16 protein-coding genes are annotated in these 17,490 nt (G+C 36.4%); 5 read left to right on the top strand and 11 right to left on the bottom strand.

Translation table 11 applies throughout. The features are described from left to right. Positions 1 to 1,065 (top strand): threonine synthase, encoded by a 1,065-nt coding sequence (thrC, locus tag WKT09_RS06945; RefSeq protein WP_340415347.1) that lies wholly within the window; start codon positions 1 to 3, stop codon positions 1,063 to 1,065. A gap of 1 nt (position 1,066) precedes the next feature. Next, a complete protein-coding gene (thrB, locus tag WKT09_RS06940) occupies positions 1,067 to 1,963 on the top strand; it encodes a homoserine kinase (protein ID WP_340415346.1) in 897 nt (298 codons plus the stop codon). 136 nt (positions 1,964 to 2,099) lie between these two features. On the opposite strand, the gene WKT09_RS06935 is transcribed toward thrB, so the two are convergent. From WKT09_RS06935 to WKT09_RS06915, 5 genes are all read right to left on the bottom strand, one after another. Further along, a complete protein-coding gene (locus tag WKT09_RS06935; RefSeq protein WP_340415345.1) occupies positions 2,100 to 3,134 on the bottom strand; it encodes a DUF418 domain-containing protein in 1,035 nt (344 codons plus the stop codon). A gap of 395 nt (positions 3,135 to 3,529) precedes the next feature. Continuing rightward, on the bottom strand, positions 3,530 to 4,324 hold the full coding sequence (locus tag WKT09_RS06930) for an ABC transporter ATP-binding protein (protein WP_340415344.1): 795 nt from the start codon (positions 4,322 to 4,324) through the stop codon (positions 3,530 to 3,532). 1 nt (position 4,325) lies between these two features. After that, positions 4,326 to 5,303: an ABC transporter permease gene (locus WKT09_RS06925; RefSeq protein ID WP_340415343.1), complete on the bottom strand. Its 978-nt coding sequence runs from the start codon at positions 5,301 to 5,303 to the stop codon at positions 4,326 to 4,328. A 198-nt stretch (positions 5,304 to 5,501) separates the two neighbouring features. Further along, a complete protein-coding gene (locus WKT09_RS06920) occupies positions 5,502 to 6,530 on the bottom strand; it encodes an ABC transporter substrate-binding protein (protein WP_340415342.1) in 1,029 nt (342 codons plus the stop codon). Between the two features lie 194 nt (positions 6,531 to 6,724). Continuing rightward, positions 6,725 to 8,470: a methyl-accepting chemotaxis protein gene (locus WKT09_RS06915; protein ID WP_340415341.1), complete on the bottom strand. Its 1,746-nt coding sequence runs from the start codon at positions 8,468 to 8,470 to the stop codon at positions 6,725 to 6,727. A gap of 248 nt (positions 8,471 to 8,718) precedes the next feature. Between WKT09_RS06915 and WKT09_RS06910 the strand changes: the two genes are divergently transcribed. After that, positions 8,719 to 9,861 (top strand): MFS transporter, encoded by a 1,143-nt coding sequence (locus WKT09_RS06910; protein WP_340415340.1) that lies wholly within the window; start codon positions 8,719 to 8,721, stop codon positions 9,859 to 9,861. Between the two features lie 43 nt (positions 9,862 to 9,904). Here WKT09_RS06910 and WKT09_RS06905 read toward each other — a convergent pair whose 3' ends face one another. The 6 genes from WKT09_RS06905 to metA form a co-directional block, all read right to left on the bottom strand. Then, positions 9,905 to 10,372 (bottom strand): hypothetical protein, encoded by a 468-nt coding sequence (locus WKT09_RS06905; protein ID WP_340415339.1) that lies wholly within the window; start codon positions 10,370 to 10,372, stop codon positions 9,905 to 9,907. 119 nt (positions 10,373 to 10,491) lie between these two features. Further along, positions 10,492 to 11,103, bottom strand: a complete 612-nt coding sequence (locus tag WKT09_RS06900; RefSeq protein ID WP_340415338.1) for a flavin reductase family protein — start codon at positions 11,101 to 11,103, stop codon at positions 10,492 to 10,494. A 72-nt stretch (positions 11,104 to 11,175) separates the two neighbouring features. After that, on the bottom strand, positions 11,176 to 11,775 hold the full coding sequence (wrbA, locus tag WKT09_RS06895; protein WP_340415337.1) for an NAD(P)H:quinone oxidoreductase type IV: 600 nt from the start codon (positions 11,773 to 11,775) through the stop codon (positions 11,176 to 11,178). A 68-nt stretch (positions 11,776 to 11,843) separates the two neighbouring features. Then, positions 11,844 to 12,281 (bottom strand): MarR family winged helix-turn-helix transcriptional regulator, encoded by a 438-nt coding sequence (locus WKT09_RS06890; protein ID WP_340415336.1) that lies wholly within the window; start codon positions 12,279 to 12,281, stop codon positions 11,844 to 11,846. Positions 12,282 to 12,472: 191 nt separating this feature from the next. Continuing rightward, positions 12,473 to 12,898, bottom strand: coding sequence for a ferritin-like domain-containing protein (locus tag WKT09_RS06885; protein ID WP_340415335.1), 426 nt, complete (start codon positions 12,896 to 12,898; stop codon positions 12,473 to 12,475). 81 nt (positions 12,899 to 12,979) lie between these two features. Further along, positions 12,980 to 13,894 carry a homoserine O-acetyltransferase MetA gene (gene metA, locus WKT09_RS06880; RefSeq protein ID WP_340415334.1) on the bottom strand — a complete coding sequence of 305 codons (915 nt, stop codon included), beginning with the start codon at positions 13,892 to 13,894 and terminating at the stop codon, positions 12,980 to 12,982. Positions 13,895 to 14,089: 195 nt separating this feature from the next. On the opposite strand from metA, the gene WKT09_RS06875 reads away from it, so the two are divergent. Then, the gene (locus tag WKT09_RS06875) at positions 14,090 to 14,659 is read left to right on the top strand and encodes a TetR/AcrR family transcriptional regulator (RefSeq protein WP_340415378.1); all 570 of its coding nucleotides are present in this window, start codon (positions 14,090 to 14,092) and stop codon (positions 14,657 to 14,659) included. Between the two features lie 126 nt (positions 14,660 to 14,785). Continuing rightward, positions 14,786 to 17,356 (top strand): YhgE/Pip domain-containing protein, encoded by a 2,571-nt coding sequence (locus WKT09_RS06870; protein WP_340415333.1) that lies wholly within the window; start codon positions 14,786 to 14,788, stop codon positions 17,354 to 17,356. Positions 17,357 to 17,490: the final 134 nt, after the last annotated feature.

Raw genomic sequence — 17,490 nt, 5'->3', positions numbered from 1 at the left:
ATGAAAAATTGGCAAGGACTAATTAAAGAATATGCAGAGTTTTTACCGGTTTCTGAGGAAACTCCTGCATTAACATTACACGAAGGAAATACACCACTCGTTTATTTCCCTCACCTATCAGAAGAATTAGGGATTGAATTATACGGAAAATATGAAGGATTAAACCCGACTGGTTCTTTCAAAGACCGCGGTATGGTTATGGCAGTTGCAAAAGCGAAAGAAGATGGAAGTGCTTCTGTTATTTGTGCTTCTACTGGAAATACTTCAGCTGCAGCTGCAGCATATGCAGCAAAAGCTGGTATGAAGGCTGTTGTTGTCATTCCTGAAGGGAAAGTAGCGATGGGAAAATTAGCACAAGCAGTTATGTATGGTGCTGAAATCGTTCAAATCGCAGGAAACTTCGATGATGCATTAACGATGGTACAAAACATTAGTAAAAATTATCCAGTAACACTTGTAAACTCTGTCAATCCATATCGTTTAGAAGGACAAAAAACAGCGGCGTTTGAAATTATTGACCAATTAGGGGAAGCACCAGAAATTTTAGCTATCCCAGTTGGAAATGCTGGAAATATTAGTGCATATTGGAAAGGTTTCAAAGAATATGCGGAGAAAAAAGGTTCCTCATTACCGAAAATATATGGATTTGAAGCAGAAGGTGCTGCAGCAATTACAAAGGGTGAACCTATTACAACACCTGAAACAGTTGCCACTGCTATTCGTATTGGAAACCCTGCAAGCTGGCAATTAGCCGAAAATGCTCGTGATGAATCAAAAGGGATGATTACTTCGGTTTCCGACGATGAAATTTTACAAGCATTTAAAACATTACCAGCAAAAGAGGGTATTTTTGCTGAACCTGGATCATGTGCTTCTATTGCTGGTGTGTATCAACAAGTAAAAGCTGGAACGATTGCAAAAGGTACTAAAGTTGTTGCTATTTTAACTGGTAACGGCTTAAAAGATCCACAAACTGCCATCGAACAAGTAACAATTGACCCTGTTTCATTGCCAAATGATGAAACAGCTGTCACACAATATATTGAAAAATTGGTAGGGAAATAAAATGTTTACAATCACTGTTCCTGCAAGTTCAGCAAATATCGGTCCTGGCTTCGATTCAGCCGGAGTTGCGGTTAGCCGTTATTTAACATTAGATGTCGAACGTGCAACAAATTGGAAATTTACACATACAACAGATACGATTCCTGAAGTTGCTAATTATGAAGATCACTATATTTACAAAGTAGCAAAAACTGTTGCGGATTGGCATGATGCCTTGCTTCCACCTTCACATGTGAAGATGACAAGCGAAATCCCACTAGCACGTGGACTCGGCAGTAGCGCTTCTGCGATTGTTGCCGGAATCGAATTAGCAAATCAATTATGCCAGTTACAATTAAGTGAGAAAGAAAAATTAGACTATGCGGTTCGAATTGAAGGACATCCAGACAATGTTGCGGCTGCATTATTAGGTGGCTTCGTCGTGACGGTAAAAATGGGCGAAGAAGCAACTTACAAAAAGTTGCCCGCCATTGATACTGATTTAGTTGTCTATATACCAAACTTCGAGCTAAAAACAGAAGATGCCCGTAAAGTATTACCGACAGAATTCGAAATGAAAGATGCTGCTACAGCTAGTGGAGTTAGTAATTTAATGATTTCTGCCCTTTTAACAGGTGATTACGAATTAGCTGGTAAAATGATGGAGAGTGATTTATTCCATGAAAGCTACCGCGCCAAGTTAATTCCGAACTACTATGAAATTCGTTCCGAAGCGAGAAAACTTGGTGCGTATGGTACCGTTATTAGTGGTGCTGGACCAACCATGATCTCCTTCGTCGCAAATGGACAAGGGGTGCATGTTGCACAGACAATGCAAGAAAAACTTCCAAACTATGAAGTTGTCGCCTTAAAATTAGATGAAGTAGGTTTACGTACAAAGATACATGAGCATAAATAATGTATTAGTTACAATAAATGTTTTTTTGCACAAAATTAAATAAGAAAAAGAGCACATGCCATATTATGGAAAGGTACGCGACCCCAAATATGACAGATGTGCTCTTTTTTTACCTTGCACTAGGTCCATGTACACCCTATTTTTTTATCGGCAATATTTCCCCGTATGTCCCACATCTCCACAACCATTCGAATGGCCCGAATTTGAAATACTTTAACCAAAAGGCTGAAAAGGCAATCTGTAAAAGCACGATAATTGCACATGAGATAGTCGCATAACTATAAGAAACGATAGAATCTTTTACGAAAAATTGTAGGACGAGTAATAACATTACAGTTTGCCCGAGATAGTTTGTAAATGCCATACGTCCATATGCATATAATGGTGTTAATATTTTTCCGATAAACGGTTCCACTACGACGAGCGAGCTAACATAAAAGATCGTAAAAATAGGTGCTAGCATGAGCGCGATTTTAGAGAATTCGTAAAATGCACGATTCATATCCATTTGCAGCTCCGTAAGTTCAACACCTTCCATATATGACGTCATCCCTAATGATGGTGCTTGCATCCATAAATAGACTGTAGCAATAAGTGTTGCAACAAATGATATAGCCGCCACAAATATCCATGATTTTTTGTAGGACATCGTCTTTTCAAATATACGATATTGGCCAAATGCTAGTCCTAATAACATGTACGGAAGGGGCAATAATATTTTAGCACTCCATACGCTTCCAACGATAATTCCAATTACCCCTAATATGAGGTTCCATTGCTTTAGAAGATGAAAAAATGGCAATAAAATGATGCCTAAAATTGCATAAAACAGCAATGCTTCCCCTGGTTGAAATAATTGATGAATAAACCCGATAACGAATAAAATAGCCATTCGTCTAATAAAAATGAATCGATAATTTGCATGTTTCTCCTTCGCTCTTGATAAAAATAAATACATGCCAACACCGAATAAAAATGAAAAGATAGCAAAAAAGCGTCCTTCTACAAATACGAATAAAAACCGTTGTACGATGATATCCGTATGTTCACCAGATAAATTTACATTGTCACTCCAAAGCCCTAAGACATTTACAAAAGGCAAGCCTAATAAAGCAAAACCTCTAATTAAATCAATAAGATGTATTCTCTGTTTATTAACTGTTGGTTGCACTTGCAAAACTCCTTCAATTATTCAAAATCTATGTATATTATATAATGATCTAATCACCTGACATATCGATTTTTCTTACATATTTACGTCTAAACATTACTTTATTGTAAGGTATGGGATGATAAAATGGGAAGGAAATTTTGCAAAAGGAAGAACATATTTCGATTCATATTGGATGGCCACAATTTCGATACAAAGAAAAAAGTTTTGGACGAAATAAACATGTAAGCATGACAGACGAATAGGATGGACGATGATCCCTTATAAGATATACGATACACTTCCCTTTAGTGATACCAATCCACGCCATAGCAATGATAGGAAGGGTAGTACATTATCTATTTATATTCGTGTTCTAGTTCTCTTACTCATTTATGCCCAAAACTCTTTTATTTTTATCCTAATACAGTTTGATCGCTTGCTAATGCTCGACCACGAATACGCTGGAATTCTTCTAACAATCCTTCAATCGTTAAATTATCTTTCTCTTCTCCACGCGCATCCAATATAATCTGTCCAGCATCCATCATTAATAATCGTGTACCCATATCTAATGCTTGTTGCATATTATGGGTCACCATTAATGTCGTTAAATTAAATTTCTCAACAATTTCAGATGTTAGATTCGTTATTAACTCCGCACGAGCAGGGTCTAATGCTGCTGTATGTTCGTCTAATAGTAAAATATCTGGCTCTGTAAAAGTCGCCATCAACAAGGATAATGCTTGTCGTTCCCCGCCTGATAACAACCCAACCTTTGCGTTTAATCGATCTTCTAACCCTAAATTTAACGTTTCTAAATGGCTTTGAAAATATTCTTTCCGTGCCTTTGTCACCCCTAATTTTAAACGGCGTTTTTTGTTTCGTGAATAAGCTATCGCTAAGTTCTCCTCAATGGTCATATCTGGTGCTGTTCCCGCCATTGGGTCTTGGAATACACGTCCGATATAACGAGAACGTTTGTATTCAGGTAAATTGCCAACTTCCTGACCATTGATTATGACTCTCCCAATATCTGAAAACAAACTTCCAGATATAATATTCATTAAAGTAGATTTTCCTGCTCCATTTCCGCCGATGACTGTGACAAATTCTCCACGATCTAATAATAAATTAATATTTTTCAATGCTCTTTTTTCATCTGGAGTTCCTTCATTAAATGTAATGGATACATGTTGTAACTGTAACATTTTACACATCCTCCATTTCTATCAATGCTTGTTTAGCTTGACGACGTTTCTTTTCTCTTCTAGCTTGCAACATTTTCGGTGCAATTAACGCTAAAATAACGAGTAATGCTGTAATTAACTTCATATCTCCTGTTTCTAAAAAATCTACTCTTAGCGCTAGCGTTACAACGATTCGATAGATAATCGCCCCTAATAAAACAGCTAATGTCGCCCGAAAAATCGTTTTCGTTCCAAAAATTGCTTCTCCAATAATGACGGAAGCAAGTCCAATAATAATCATCCCGATTCCCATTCCAACATCCGCAAAGCCACCATGTTGTGCAATTAGTGCTCCAGATAAGGCAACAAGCCCATTCGAAATACCAATCCCTAAAATAATAAGTGTATCTGTATTCGCGGAAAAACTACGAATCATTTTTTGGTTATTACCCGTCGCTCTTAAGGCAAGACCAACTTCTGTTTTTAAGAAATAATCTGCTAATAATTTTATAATAATGACGAGTACAAACATCACAATGAGTATGCCCCATGTGGATGGAAATTTATCTAATCTAGTTAAAGCTAACATATTATTTAATAAAGGGTCTAGTCTTGTTTTTTCCCAAATCGAAACAATTTGTGTTTTAATGGTCGCTTCATTTAGCAGTGAAATTTGTGGTGATCCCATAATTCGCAAATTAATGGAATATAATGCGATCATCATTAATATCCCTGATAAAAGTGCGTTAATTTTCCCTTTCGTATGTAAGATTCCTGTAATACAACCTGCCAGAAACCCTGCTAACGTTCCAATTATCGTTGCTATAAATGGTGGAATTCCATTCATAATAGTAACTGCAGCAACCGCAGCTCCCGTTACAAAACTACCGTCAACAGTTAAATCTGGAAAATCTAGCACACGGAAAGATAAATAGACCCCTAATGCCATGATTGCATAAATAGCTCCTGACTCTACTGCACCGAATAATGATAAAAACATTCTTCTTCCCCCCGTTTTGGCTTTCATGGTGCAAATAAGTAAAAAAGACAAGGTTGGGACAGTAAACAAAGCAACATGAAACAGGAATTAACTGTGAAAAGTCATCGCTGCTTATCGTTCAAGTTGCCTATCTACTAACGAATGTCCCAACCTTTATTTTATCTAATATATGATGTCGTTATATATTTTTCACATTACTTATTCGATAATTTCTGCACTTTCATCCCAATCATCGTTCCACTCGACACCTTGTGATTCTGCTGCACTCTTATTTATATATAACTGAATTTCCGGTGGATATTCCACATCAATTTCGGCTGGTGTTTTCCCATCCTGTAAAATTTCTACAGCCATTTCTCCTGTACGGTATCCAATTGAAAAATAATCAATACCGAATGTAACAAAGCCACCTTTTTCTAATGAATCAGGCTCTCCAACGACTAAAGGAATTTGTTGTTCATTCGCTACCCCTACAACTGCATCTAAGGCAGATACTACTGTGTTATCTGTAACGATATAAAAGACATCAATATCACCAGCTAACGTCGTTGCTGCTTGCTGCACCTCAGATGAGTTCGAAACAGTTCTTTCATCGAACGATAAGCTCGTTCCTTCCCCTGCTTCTTTTACCGCTTCAATTTGTGCAACAGAGTTCTTCTCTCCCGCATTATAAATTAACCCAACTTTTGCTCCTTCAAAATACTCATCGATGAACTTAACCGTTTCAGCAATTCCATCTGGGTGTAGGTCTACTACCCCTGTAATATTATCCCCAGGTTGATCCATCGCTTCCACTAATCCAGCATCGACTGCATCTGTAACAGATGTAAATAAAATAGGAATATCAGCTGTTGCATTCAAAGCCCCTAATGCACTTGGCGTAGAATTCGCAAAAATTAAATCCACATCATCTGCAACAAAATTATCCGAGATTGTTTTCACATTATTTTGGTCGTTTTGTGCATTTTGATAGTCATATGTAACATCTAAACTAGCATCTTCTAACGCCTTTTGAAATCCTTCATATGCAGCATCTAATGATGGGTGTTCCACAATTTGTGTTGCACCAACAACATAACTGTCTCCACCATTATTTGTCGCATTATTATTACTACTGTCATTCGCTCCATCATTTGCATTACCATTGCTTGCATTATTTCCTCCACATGCAGCTAATACAAACAAGCTAAGCACCACTACAAGTACTAACTGTAACCTCTTTTTCATCCTCGTTCCCCCTTAAACTCTCTTTTATCTTAATTGTTTACATTATACTTTGTGAACACGTTTGTTGCAAGTTGTTTACAGACTCTTCAGAATTATTGTGACATTTTTAATTATTAGAGTAATTTTATGTAAAAAAAATGAGATGCATAATGATAAACTAATCATTTTCATCTCCGTTTTTTCTATTTATTTCATTATCTCACTTCTTCTGCTTGAACAATATGTTCAAGCTCGATTAATCGCTCCATTACTTCGTTTGAAGCCGTCTCTAACTGGCTCAATGCATCTTTAGCTTCATCGATATTGTTATTTTCATAGGCTTGTAATGCTTGTTTTGCATACATATGTACTTCTTTATGTGGTTTCTCTAAGGCTTGGAATGAACGATCCTTTCGTAAGTCAGCCGATTGCTCACTATAATACCATTTTCCTAGGCGGCAATTTTCATGCGATACTAACGAATCTTTTGAAATAGTGGCTGAACCTAACAATAAGTTATACATATTCCATTTCCATAATAAATGATCTGTCTTCGCTAGTTCAATAATATCTCTTTGACTATATATTAAATTCGTTTCTAAAAATGTTAGACGATAGTCATTCATTTTTGCACTTAACTCATAGACCACTTCTGCTGTATCTTTTGCAAGCCCTTGTACTTGCTCACTTACTTCAAACATTTTTGCATTACGTGCACTAATTTCCGCAACAGTAGAAGATTGTTCTTCACTCATTGCGGCAATTTGAGAAGTTTGTTCATTAATAGTTTGCATCGTCGAAACAATATGACCTAACTCATTTCCTGCTTGAATAGATCCTGACACACTTTGTTCTACACTTTCTCCTGTTTGTTGGATTCGTTCTGTCACTTGACGTGAAACTTGTTGTAATGTTTTCATATTTTCTGTTACTTGTTCAATTTGGGCTTTCGTATGTTCTGATAACTTGCGAACTTCTGTCGCTACAACCGCAAATCCTTTTCCATATTCACCAGCTCTCGCAGCCTCAATACTAGCATTTAACGCCAATAAATTTGTCTGGTCAGCAATTTCTTTTATTACATGTATCACTTCATGGGTATGGTCAATCTGTTTTTCTAAATGATGTACATCTTCCATAACCGTATCATATACTTCCCCAACTTGCTTTATATCTCGTAATGCTCCATCGATAATTTCTCGACTATTATTTGCACTTTGTACTGCCTCATCTGTCGTTTCCGCTACTGTAACAGCATGGTTTGCTACATCTTGTATGGAAGCATTCATTTGTTCTGTCGCTACCGTTACACTATGTGCTTCAGACATTTGTTCTTCCATCCCTTCAATTAGTTGCTGTGTCGTATCGATGGATGTGACATCATTTAACATTCCTGAAATACCGAATAAAAAGTTCCGAAACGTAGACTCTGTATACACATCAACAATTAATTGTTTATCAAATGTCGCTAATTTTTGGATCGCTATAACCGTACGGACCATTTTTTCCGGTTGGCGACTTAGTTTCTCCATTAGAATCGCTGTCATGAACTGAATCATTACATCATGTGCCATAATAAAATAGTTTGCAGTTAAATTAATATTACTATGTACCACTCCAATCTTTACACGCGTCTCTACATACTCCGTGTTTACATCCGCTTGCAAAAATTGTTTTACATAGTTTTGCTGCGTTACTTTTAACCGTTCTACTGTTGAGTGATGAAGAATTATCTTTTTTAGATGCGGTAATGCTGTAATACGTTCATAAAACTTATCTACAATTTCATTTACATAAGGTTCTAAATATACCGCTGCTTCCCGGACATCCTTTAATGTTGTTTCTGTAATCCCAAGGAATTTTAACCTTTCTGTCGGACGGTTGCCAACCGTAATATAATCACTGTGCAAGTCCTCGATATACTCTGTCCATTTTTTAGGTCTCTGTTGAAACAGTTTCATCCTAATACCTCCAAGTTTAACCATTATTCCGTTCACTTTTTGTTTACTCCCATTATATGACAATAGTTTCATTATACATGATTCACACCTTCTATTCTACTATATTTTTACAACAACATAATACGAAAGGCTCATCTGTATTCATGGAATAAAACCGGTAATTATTTCATCTTTTTGAACTTATAGCATTTTTTAACGATTTTATGTAGAAATTAGGTATAATATATACTGGAAAGTAGGGATGCATTTTGAATAGAATTATGTACATAATTATTATCGTGGCATTTTTGGATACATTCATTCAATTACCAATTATTACACCTTATGCGATAGAATTAGACGCTTCTTATATATTAGCTGGAGCCATTGTGGCTGTTTATTCATTTACGAATATGATAGGGAATATCATTGGTGGCCATTGGATTGATAAATTCGGACGTAAAAAGATGTTATTTACAGGGATGGTTGCCGTATGTGTTGTGCTATTTTTATATCCACTTTCACAAAACGGCTGGCAATTATTTATTGCAAGATTTTTCCATGGATTAGCAGGTGGAGTTTTAATTCCAGCAGCTTTTGCCTATATTGGCGACCATAGTGGTGGAGAAAATCGCGGGAAGAGAATGGCGTTTACTGGTGCAGGAATTGGGATCGCAGCGATTGTCGGCCCTGCTGTCGGAGGGGTGCTTGCAGCAAGAGCCTCTATTGAAGCAGTATTTCTATTAGTAGCTGTTCTTTTCCTTCTTACATCGCTTATCGTACTCTTTTTCGTAAAGGAATCATATGTAGCAACAGACCGTGGGAAGTTTAATTTCAAAGAATTTATCCCACTTATCAAACATCCTATGATTATTTTATCCTCTGTATCTGCTTTTGGTTTAATGATTAGTAACGGAACATTAGCTTTCGCTTTACCTTTGAACGTAGAACTAATGAAACTTTCAACAGAGACGACCGGCATGTTGTTAAGTACATTTGGCATTATGGCATTGATTGTCTTCTTAACTCCTTTAAATTTTATTTACGATAAATTTTCGCCTGTGTATTTAATTGCAACAGGATTAGGACTTATTGGTGTTGGAATGATCATTTTAAGTGTGATGGCAACATTTATGAGTAACTTTATTGCCATGGTCATTTATGGGTTAGGCTTTGCATTTATTTTCCCATCGATGAATAAAATTATTGCGGAAGCTTCTACAAAAGTAGACCGTGGAAAAGCTTATGGGGTGTTCTACGCCTTTTTCTCTCTAGGGGTTGTTGCAGGTTCATCTGTTTCCGGAGTGTTTGCTGAAACGGCTGGCTTACCATTTTTAGCATGTGCAATTATTATGTTTATCGTCATTGCGATAATTATGATTTTAAACAGAAAAGCAAAAGTAACCTTATAAATCAAAACCATCTGTGTGGTAGTGATCCCACAAAGTTAGAGTTTTATTCTTGCAACTTTGGGGCGTATTCTTGCAACTTCGAGTCGTATTCTTGCAACTTCGAGGCGTATTCTTGCAACTTTGGGGCATATTCTTGCAACTTCGGGGCATATTCTTGCAACTTCGAGGCGTATTCTTGCAACTTTGGGGCATATTCTTGCAACTTTGGGGCGTATTCTTGCAACTTCGAGGCGTATTCTTGCAACTTCGAGTCGTATTCTTGCAACTTTGGGGCGTATTCTTGCAACTTCGGGGCGTATTCTTGCAACTTTGGGGCGTATTCTTGCAACCTCAGGGCATATTCTTGCAACTTCGGGGCGTATTCTTGCAACCTCAGGGCATATTCTTGCAACTTAGGGCATATTCTTGCAACTTCGGGGCGTATTCTTGCAACCTCAGGGCATATTCTTGCAACTTCGAGTCGTATTCTTGCAACTTCGGGGCGTATTCTTGCAACCTCGAACTTTATCATGATAGGAAGCATTGTTCATATTATGCTAAAATCTATCCGCAAACCCCGGCAGAGCCAGTGGTTTTCAATGCATAAAAAGGTTTGGACATGCGTACTTTATAGGACGCATGTCCATACTTTTAATCAGGCCTTTCAATCGTCATAATATCACCAATGGTGGCATAATCATTGCCTGCAAGCCTACTTACCGCACGTAATGGTTCGTACATAATCTTTCCATCATGATAAATCGACTCATCAACATGGAAACGAACAACTTCTCCAATAATGAGATCTGTTGCCGGTTTCCCTTCATTTTCAAAAGTTAATAGATCAAATAATATACATTCAAAACGAATTTTTGCCTCTTTGATACCACGTGTTTGAATGAGATCACTATTAATTAATTGAAATCCTTCATGTGTAATTTCACTTTCTTGTCGTGGTAAATTCGCGGCTGTTTTATTTACCTTTTCCACATTGTCTTCATCAACGACATGGACAACAAATTCCTTTTCCGCTTGAATATGATATGCAGTGTCTTTCATTTCCCCATTTTTACGCTGTACGGCCACGGAAATCATCGGTGGTGCGGATGAAACGATATTAAAAAAACTAAATGGAGCACCATTCACTTCATTTGTATGACAGTTTTCTGTCGTTACAAATGCAATCGGCCTCGGTGTGACACTCCCAATAAGCAATTTATAATTTTCTCTTTCAGTTCGGTCTTTTGGATCAATCGAAATCATTGCTCACCCTCCGATAAAAAAAGGCTGAAGTAAAGACGACCTACAGGATACGTCTATACTTCAACCAAATCATTATTGTAATTTTGATGCAATTTCTACTGTACGTTTCGCTTGATACTTCACTGCCGCTTCCACGTCTTCCACCATATTACCTTCTCCATCAACCGTTACACTTACCCCATATGGGTTTCCACCTGAAGTAAACATTGATGGATCAGCATATCCTGGTGCTGCAACAATTGCTCCCCAGTGGAACATGGAAGTGTATAACGATAAAATCGTCGCTTCTTGACCACCATGTGCGTTTCCAGCTGAAGCCATTGCACTAACCACTTTATTAACTGTTTTTCCAGTTGCCCATAAGCCACCTTGAGTATCTAAAAATTGTTTCATTTGTGCTGCCATCGCTCCAAAACGTGTCGGAGTACTAAAGATGATAGCATCTGCCCACACTATATCATCTGAAGTCACTTCTGGTACGTCCTTCGTAGCTTCTACATGTGCCTTCCATTCAGGCTTTCCATCAATTACTGTTTGAGGCGCTAATTCTGGCACTTTCACGACACGAACGTCCGCACCAAACTCTTTCGCCCCTTCTTCTGCCCATTTGGCCATTTGATAGTTTGTACCAGTTTGGCTATAATAAACGATTGTTAATTTTGTTTGTGACATAAATCATTCAATCTCCCTTTATCATTGTTTCATATTAATCGAATTAGAGATAAGTAGGCGAGGAAAACTTAGATTGTCTCTGCAAACAATCCAATTTTCTTTAATAAACGAATCGCTTCCGCTTTTTCATCATTGGATAAATCAGAAAAAATATGTGCCATCGCTTCCTCATGTAAAGGAAAAATTTCTTCCATTAAAGTTCTTCCTTTATCTGTTAGACGAGCATATGTGACACGACGATCTTTCGGACAGGCAACCCTTTCAATCAATTCTTTCTCTTCTAATTTATCAACGACATACGTAATACTACTACTTGCAAGTAATACCTTTTTACCAATAATTTGGATAGGTTGTTCCCCTTTATGGAATAAAAACTCTAATACACCAAATTCAGTTAAATTTAAGTGGTATCGCTTCGTATCTTTTGCTACGGCTTTCTCCACTGCTTCTATTGCTCGACTTAATACGACAAACAGCTTTAAAGAAAGTTCCTTCGATTCTTTCATTTTTATCACTCCCTATTAATTACCTCGAATTCATATTAATTATATTAGAGGTATCAACCTTCGTCAACTATTTCGTATTCCTTATTAAAATACGGCTTTCCTTTTATGCCGCACAAGAAAAACGGTAATGTTTATACATGCTTTCTAAACATTACCGCTTTCTTAATTTATATAAAAACTTTTTATACGAATTACTCGCTAAAGCGTGGGTCCAATAGTAAACGTTCCACTTCTTCCTTATGACGAGTTTCATCCGCAATCATATCTTCCAACTGCACAACTAATTCTGTTAAACCTAATTCTTCCGCTTGTTTTTTACGCTTTTCATAACGCTCGACAGTGTCTGATTCAGATTGTAAAACTGCTTCTAATAAATCTTTTACCTCTGTTGGTTGTGGTACTTCTGCAGCTTTTGTTGTCGGTGTTCCACCTAATGATTTAATTTTTTCTGATAGATACAAAGCATGTCCTAATTCATCTGAAATTTCATCTTCAAAAAATGGCTTTAATGCAGAACGATATAATCCAGATACAACAGATGCACTATACGTATACTGAATCGCCGCTCCATATTCATGGGATAAGTCTAAATTTAAACCTTCAATTAATTTTTCCATACTCATTTTTCCATCAACCTTTCCTCTTTATATTATATATTTACCCTATATAAAAAAGTTAAAACCGTAAAAACAAACTTTTTATTCGTGTACCCATGTAAAAGGTGTTTCTTGGTACACATAATAGTTTAACCAGTTAGAAAAAAGTAAATGTGTATGTGCACGCCACGTATTTAATGGTTCCCTAGCAGAATCATTATTCGGGAAGTAATTTTCAGGCATATCGACAGCCAAGCCTTTTGCAACATCTCGCTCATATTCATCACGTAAGGTAGTTGCATCGTATTCTAAATGTCCTGTCACCATTATATGTTTACTATCTTTTGATTTAATTAAAAATAACCCTGCATCCTCTGACACGGCCAAAATTTGTAAATCTGGATGCTTTTCTATTTGTTCTATAGCATTTGCTGTATATCGAGAATGTGGTGCATTAAATACATCTTCAAACCCTTGAACTAATTTTACAGTTGGATCCAATACTTTATGTTGAAAAATACCTGAACATTTTTTTGGTAGTTCATACTTATCAATGCCGTAATGATGATAAAGAGCCGCTTGAGCTCCCCAACATATATGAAATACCGATACGACATTTGTTTTTGTCCATTCCATAATATCGACTAATTCTTCCCAATAATTCACATCTTCAAATTGTAAATGTTCAATTGGTGCACCTGTAATAATCATCCCATCAAATCGTTTATCCTTTATATCTGTAAATGTGGAATAAAAGGTATCTAAATGAGATTTGCTTACATTTTTCGAAATATGTGTTGCTGTATGTAAAAATGTAATATTCACTTGTAACGGTGTGTTTCCTAATAAACGTAATAATTGTAATTCTGTTTTCTCTTTTTCTGGCATTAAATTTAAAATAACGATATTTAATGGTCGAATATCTTGTGTACGTGCACGATCCTCATCCATCACGAAAATTTTCTCTTGTTTTAATCTCTTTCGTGCCGGTAAGCCCTCAGGTATATTTATTGGCACTGCAATCTCTCCCTTCCTATTAAAAAACATTATAACGCTTCCAACAATTAATTATCAATTATTTCTAATTTTCTAACTAATATTATTTTCTTTCATGTATTGCATTTCAGTTTTTCTTATGTTATATTACTCTATGTCACAAATGACTAATTTGTTCATTTGGTCAATTACATATATAAAAAGGAGTAGAGAGCAATCGATCGCCGAACACAAATTCTAGAGGCTGCTACAAAATCGTTCTCTTTATATGGGTATAAAGCGACAACGATGGATCAAGTTGCTAAATTAGCAAATGTCGGTAAAGGGACTATTTATAATTTCTTTAAAAACAAAGAAGAATTATTCGATCAAATCATCACAACATTAATTTCGGATATGGAGCATGAAGCTTCTTTAGTCATTAAATCGAATAAACCATTCCAAGAAAATGTGCATCATGCTATCTATAAAATGTTGGAATACCGTATGGAACACCAATTAACGATTAAACTTTTTCAAGAAGAAAGAGATATTGGAACACCAGTCGTGCAAGAAATGATGCGCAAAGTCGAACAGTCTATTCTTTGTTTTATTCAAGAAAAAATTGTTCGAGCAATTGAAAATGGTGCAATCAAAGAATGCGATCCAGAAATCACTGCATTCATCTTAGTAAAGCTATATGTTGCATTAATTTTTGATTGGGAAAAACAACGAGAACCACTCAATGAAGAAGAAATAGCGAATTTATTTGATCTATATATCTTTAAAGGATTATCTCTTGCATAAGATGAGATGATCCATCATTTTGCCAACAATTGACTATATGGTCGTTTTAGTCATTCGTTTTTTTACTCCGAAATGGCCAGATGGTTCGTCCAGTTATTTATCACTATTTATTAGGAGGGTTTGTGTGTGAAAGGAATTATGAATGAATTTGCACAACTTTTTAAGGAACATAAACTACTTATTGCGGTAGTTGCAGTAATTACTGTACCAATATTATATGCTGGTATGTTTTTATGGGCGTTTTGGGACCCATATGATCATTTAGATGATTTACCCATCGCCGTCGTCAATGAAGATGAAGGTGCGGTAGAAGATGGGGAAACTTTGGAACTTGGTAAGGAACTCGTCGAAAATTTAGAAGATGATGGGACATTTAATTTCCATGTTGTCGATAAGGCAGAAGCACATCGCGGGTTAAACGATGAAGATTATTATATTGTAATTGAAATCCCAACAGACTTTTCTGAAAGTGCTACAACATTAATGGACGATGAACCAAAAAAATTAGATATACGCTATATTCCAAATGAAAGTTATAACTTCCTTGCTTCCCAAATTGGGGAAACAGCTATGTTACAAATAAAAGAAGCTTTACAAGAAAAGGTTACAGAAACATATGCGGAAACAATCTTCGAAAAAATCGATGAAGTTGCAGAAGGTTTAGATGATGCAAGTGATGCAACAGAAGATTTACATGAAGGTTCCGAAAAGTTACAAGATGGTTCTACGAAAATAATGGATAATTTACATGTGCTAGCGGAAAAAACAATCGAATTTACAGATGGTATGGAAACCGCAGCAGACGGTGGAAAAGAATTAGCAGATGGTACGAACACATTAAAAGATGGAATGAACCAATTAGGGGAAGGTTCCAATGCTTTATTTAATGCCTCCAAAGAAGTAGAACAAGGAACTGCAGATCTTGCCGCTGGAGTTAAAGCCGCTAAAGATGGAATTGGCCAATTAGATGCAAACATCCCTTCCTTAATTAACGGAACAGATGAACTGCACGCTGGCGTAAACAAAATGCAAAAAGAATTACCGAAAGAAATAGCAAAAGAAATTAACACCAAATTAAATGCTAGTACAAAAGCAATGAATGATGGATTAAAAGAACTTGAAAATGGCATTACATCTGGAATAAAAGATGGAGTAGGTTCCATCGACTCACAAGCAATTAGTGACACAATCGCTGAAGGGGTATTAACAGAACTTGGTGGAAGTATTGAGACGAAAGAAGTCTCTCAAATGATTGCTAACGAGATGATCAATGCTCAAACAGCCCAAGCAGAGGCGATTGCAAAAGCCTTATTAGAACAAGGAGTTCCTGAAGAACTTGTTCAAGGTGTCATGGCAGGCGTGGCAGAACAATCTCCTTCACAAGAAGAAGTCGTAAACAGCATTGATGAACAAGTAAATGCTAGTATCCAACAAAAAATGCCTTCCCAGGAAGAAATTTCGGGAAAAATTAAACCGAAAATTGATCATAAAATGGCAGAATTAGATGTCATTGATGAGTTAATTGCCGGTATTGAAGATGGTTTTGCACAATATTCTACGGAAGTAAACAAAGGCTTAACAGGTGCGACCAAAAATTTAGAAACAGAACTAAAAACAGCTGTCGATCCTGCATTTAATGAACTTAAAGGCGGCGTAAAAGCAATTAACGACGGCCAAAAGGCATTAGCAGAAGGAGTCGGAGCACTATCCGAAGGTGCTGCTGAGTTACAAGCTGGATCCAATCAACTTGCTGCAGGACAAAATGAATACGTAAAAAACATGGGTGAATTCTCAAGCAAATTCGGTGAAGCCAATAATGGTGTCTCTGATTTAGTAGATGGTACGAATACATTACTTGGTGGATTACGTCAATTAGAAGATGGTTCTTTCCAATTAGCTGATGGTACAGAACAACTTGCAGAAGGTTCAGATGAACTTGTAGATGGTATGGATGAACTTGTAGATGGAACGACCGAATTTAAAGATGAAATGAACGATGCAGCTAAGGAAGCAAATGACATTGACACAAATGAAAAAACATATAATATGATGGCTACTCCTGTAGATGTAAAAAATAATAAAATCAATGAAGTACCAAATTATGGAACTGGATTTGCTCCTTACTTCTTATCATTAGGGTTATTTGTTGGAGCATTATTATTATCTATCGTATATCCATTACGTGAACCAGCATCTACACCGAAAAATGGTTTACATTGGTTCATTACTAAAACCTCTGTATTAGTTGCAGTAGGTGTATTACAAGCATTAATTGCATGTGGTATATTATTAATCGGTTTAAAATTAGAAGTACAAAGTGTACCGTTATTCTTATTATTCTCGATTATTACGAGCTTAACATTTATTACCTTAATTCAATTCCTTGTTACTTGTTTAGAAGACCCTGGTCGTTTCATTGCGATCATCATTTTAATTTTACAATTAACAACAAGTGCAGGAACATTCCCATTAGAATTAATTCCAAAAGTGTTACAGCCAATTAACTTATTACTACCTATGACATATTCCGTAGCAGGATTCAAAGCAGTTATTTCAAGTGGAGAATACTCTGTTATGTGGCAAAATGCAGGTATTTTATTAGGCTTTACTGCATTATTTGTCGGATTAACTATTTCTTACTTCGTCGTGATGTTCAAACGTAAATATGAAACAAGACAAGAAAATGATGTTGCTTAAATAAGCATGGCGTTTGCGAGAATAGTTAGGGAAAATTTTCGAAATACGAACATTTATGATATATGTATACGTTAGAAATGTACTTGCACTTCAGTGGGAAGCGATGAAGCCTATTTTATGCTTCGTCCCCCATA

It is taken from the genome of Pseudogracilibacillus sp. ICA-222130 (genome assembly GCF_037892545.1).
Taxonomy (GTDB): Bacteria; Bacillota; Bacilli; order Bacillales; family Amphibacillaceae; genus Pseudogracilibacillus.
This window is presented reverse-complemented; position numbering and strand designations above follow the sequence as displayed.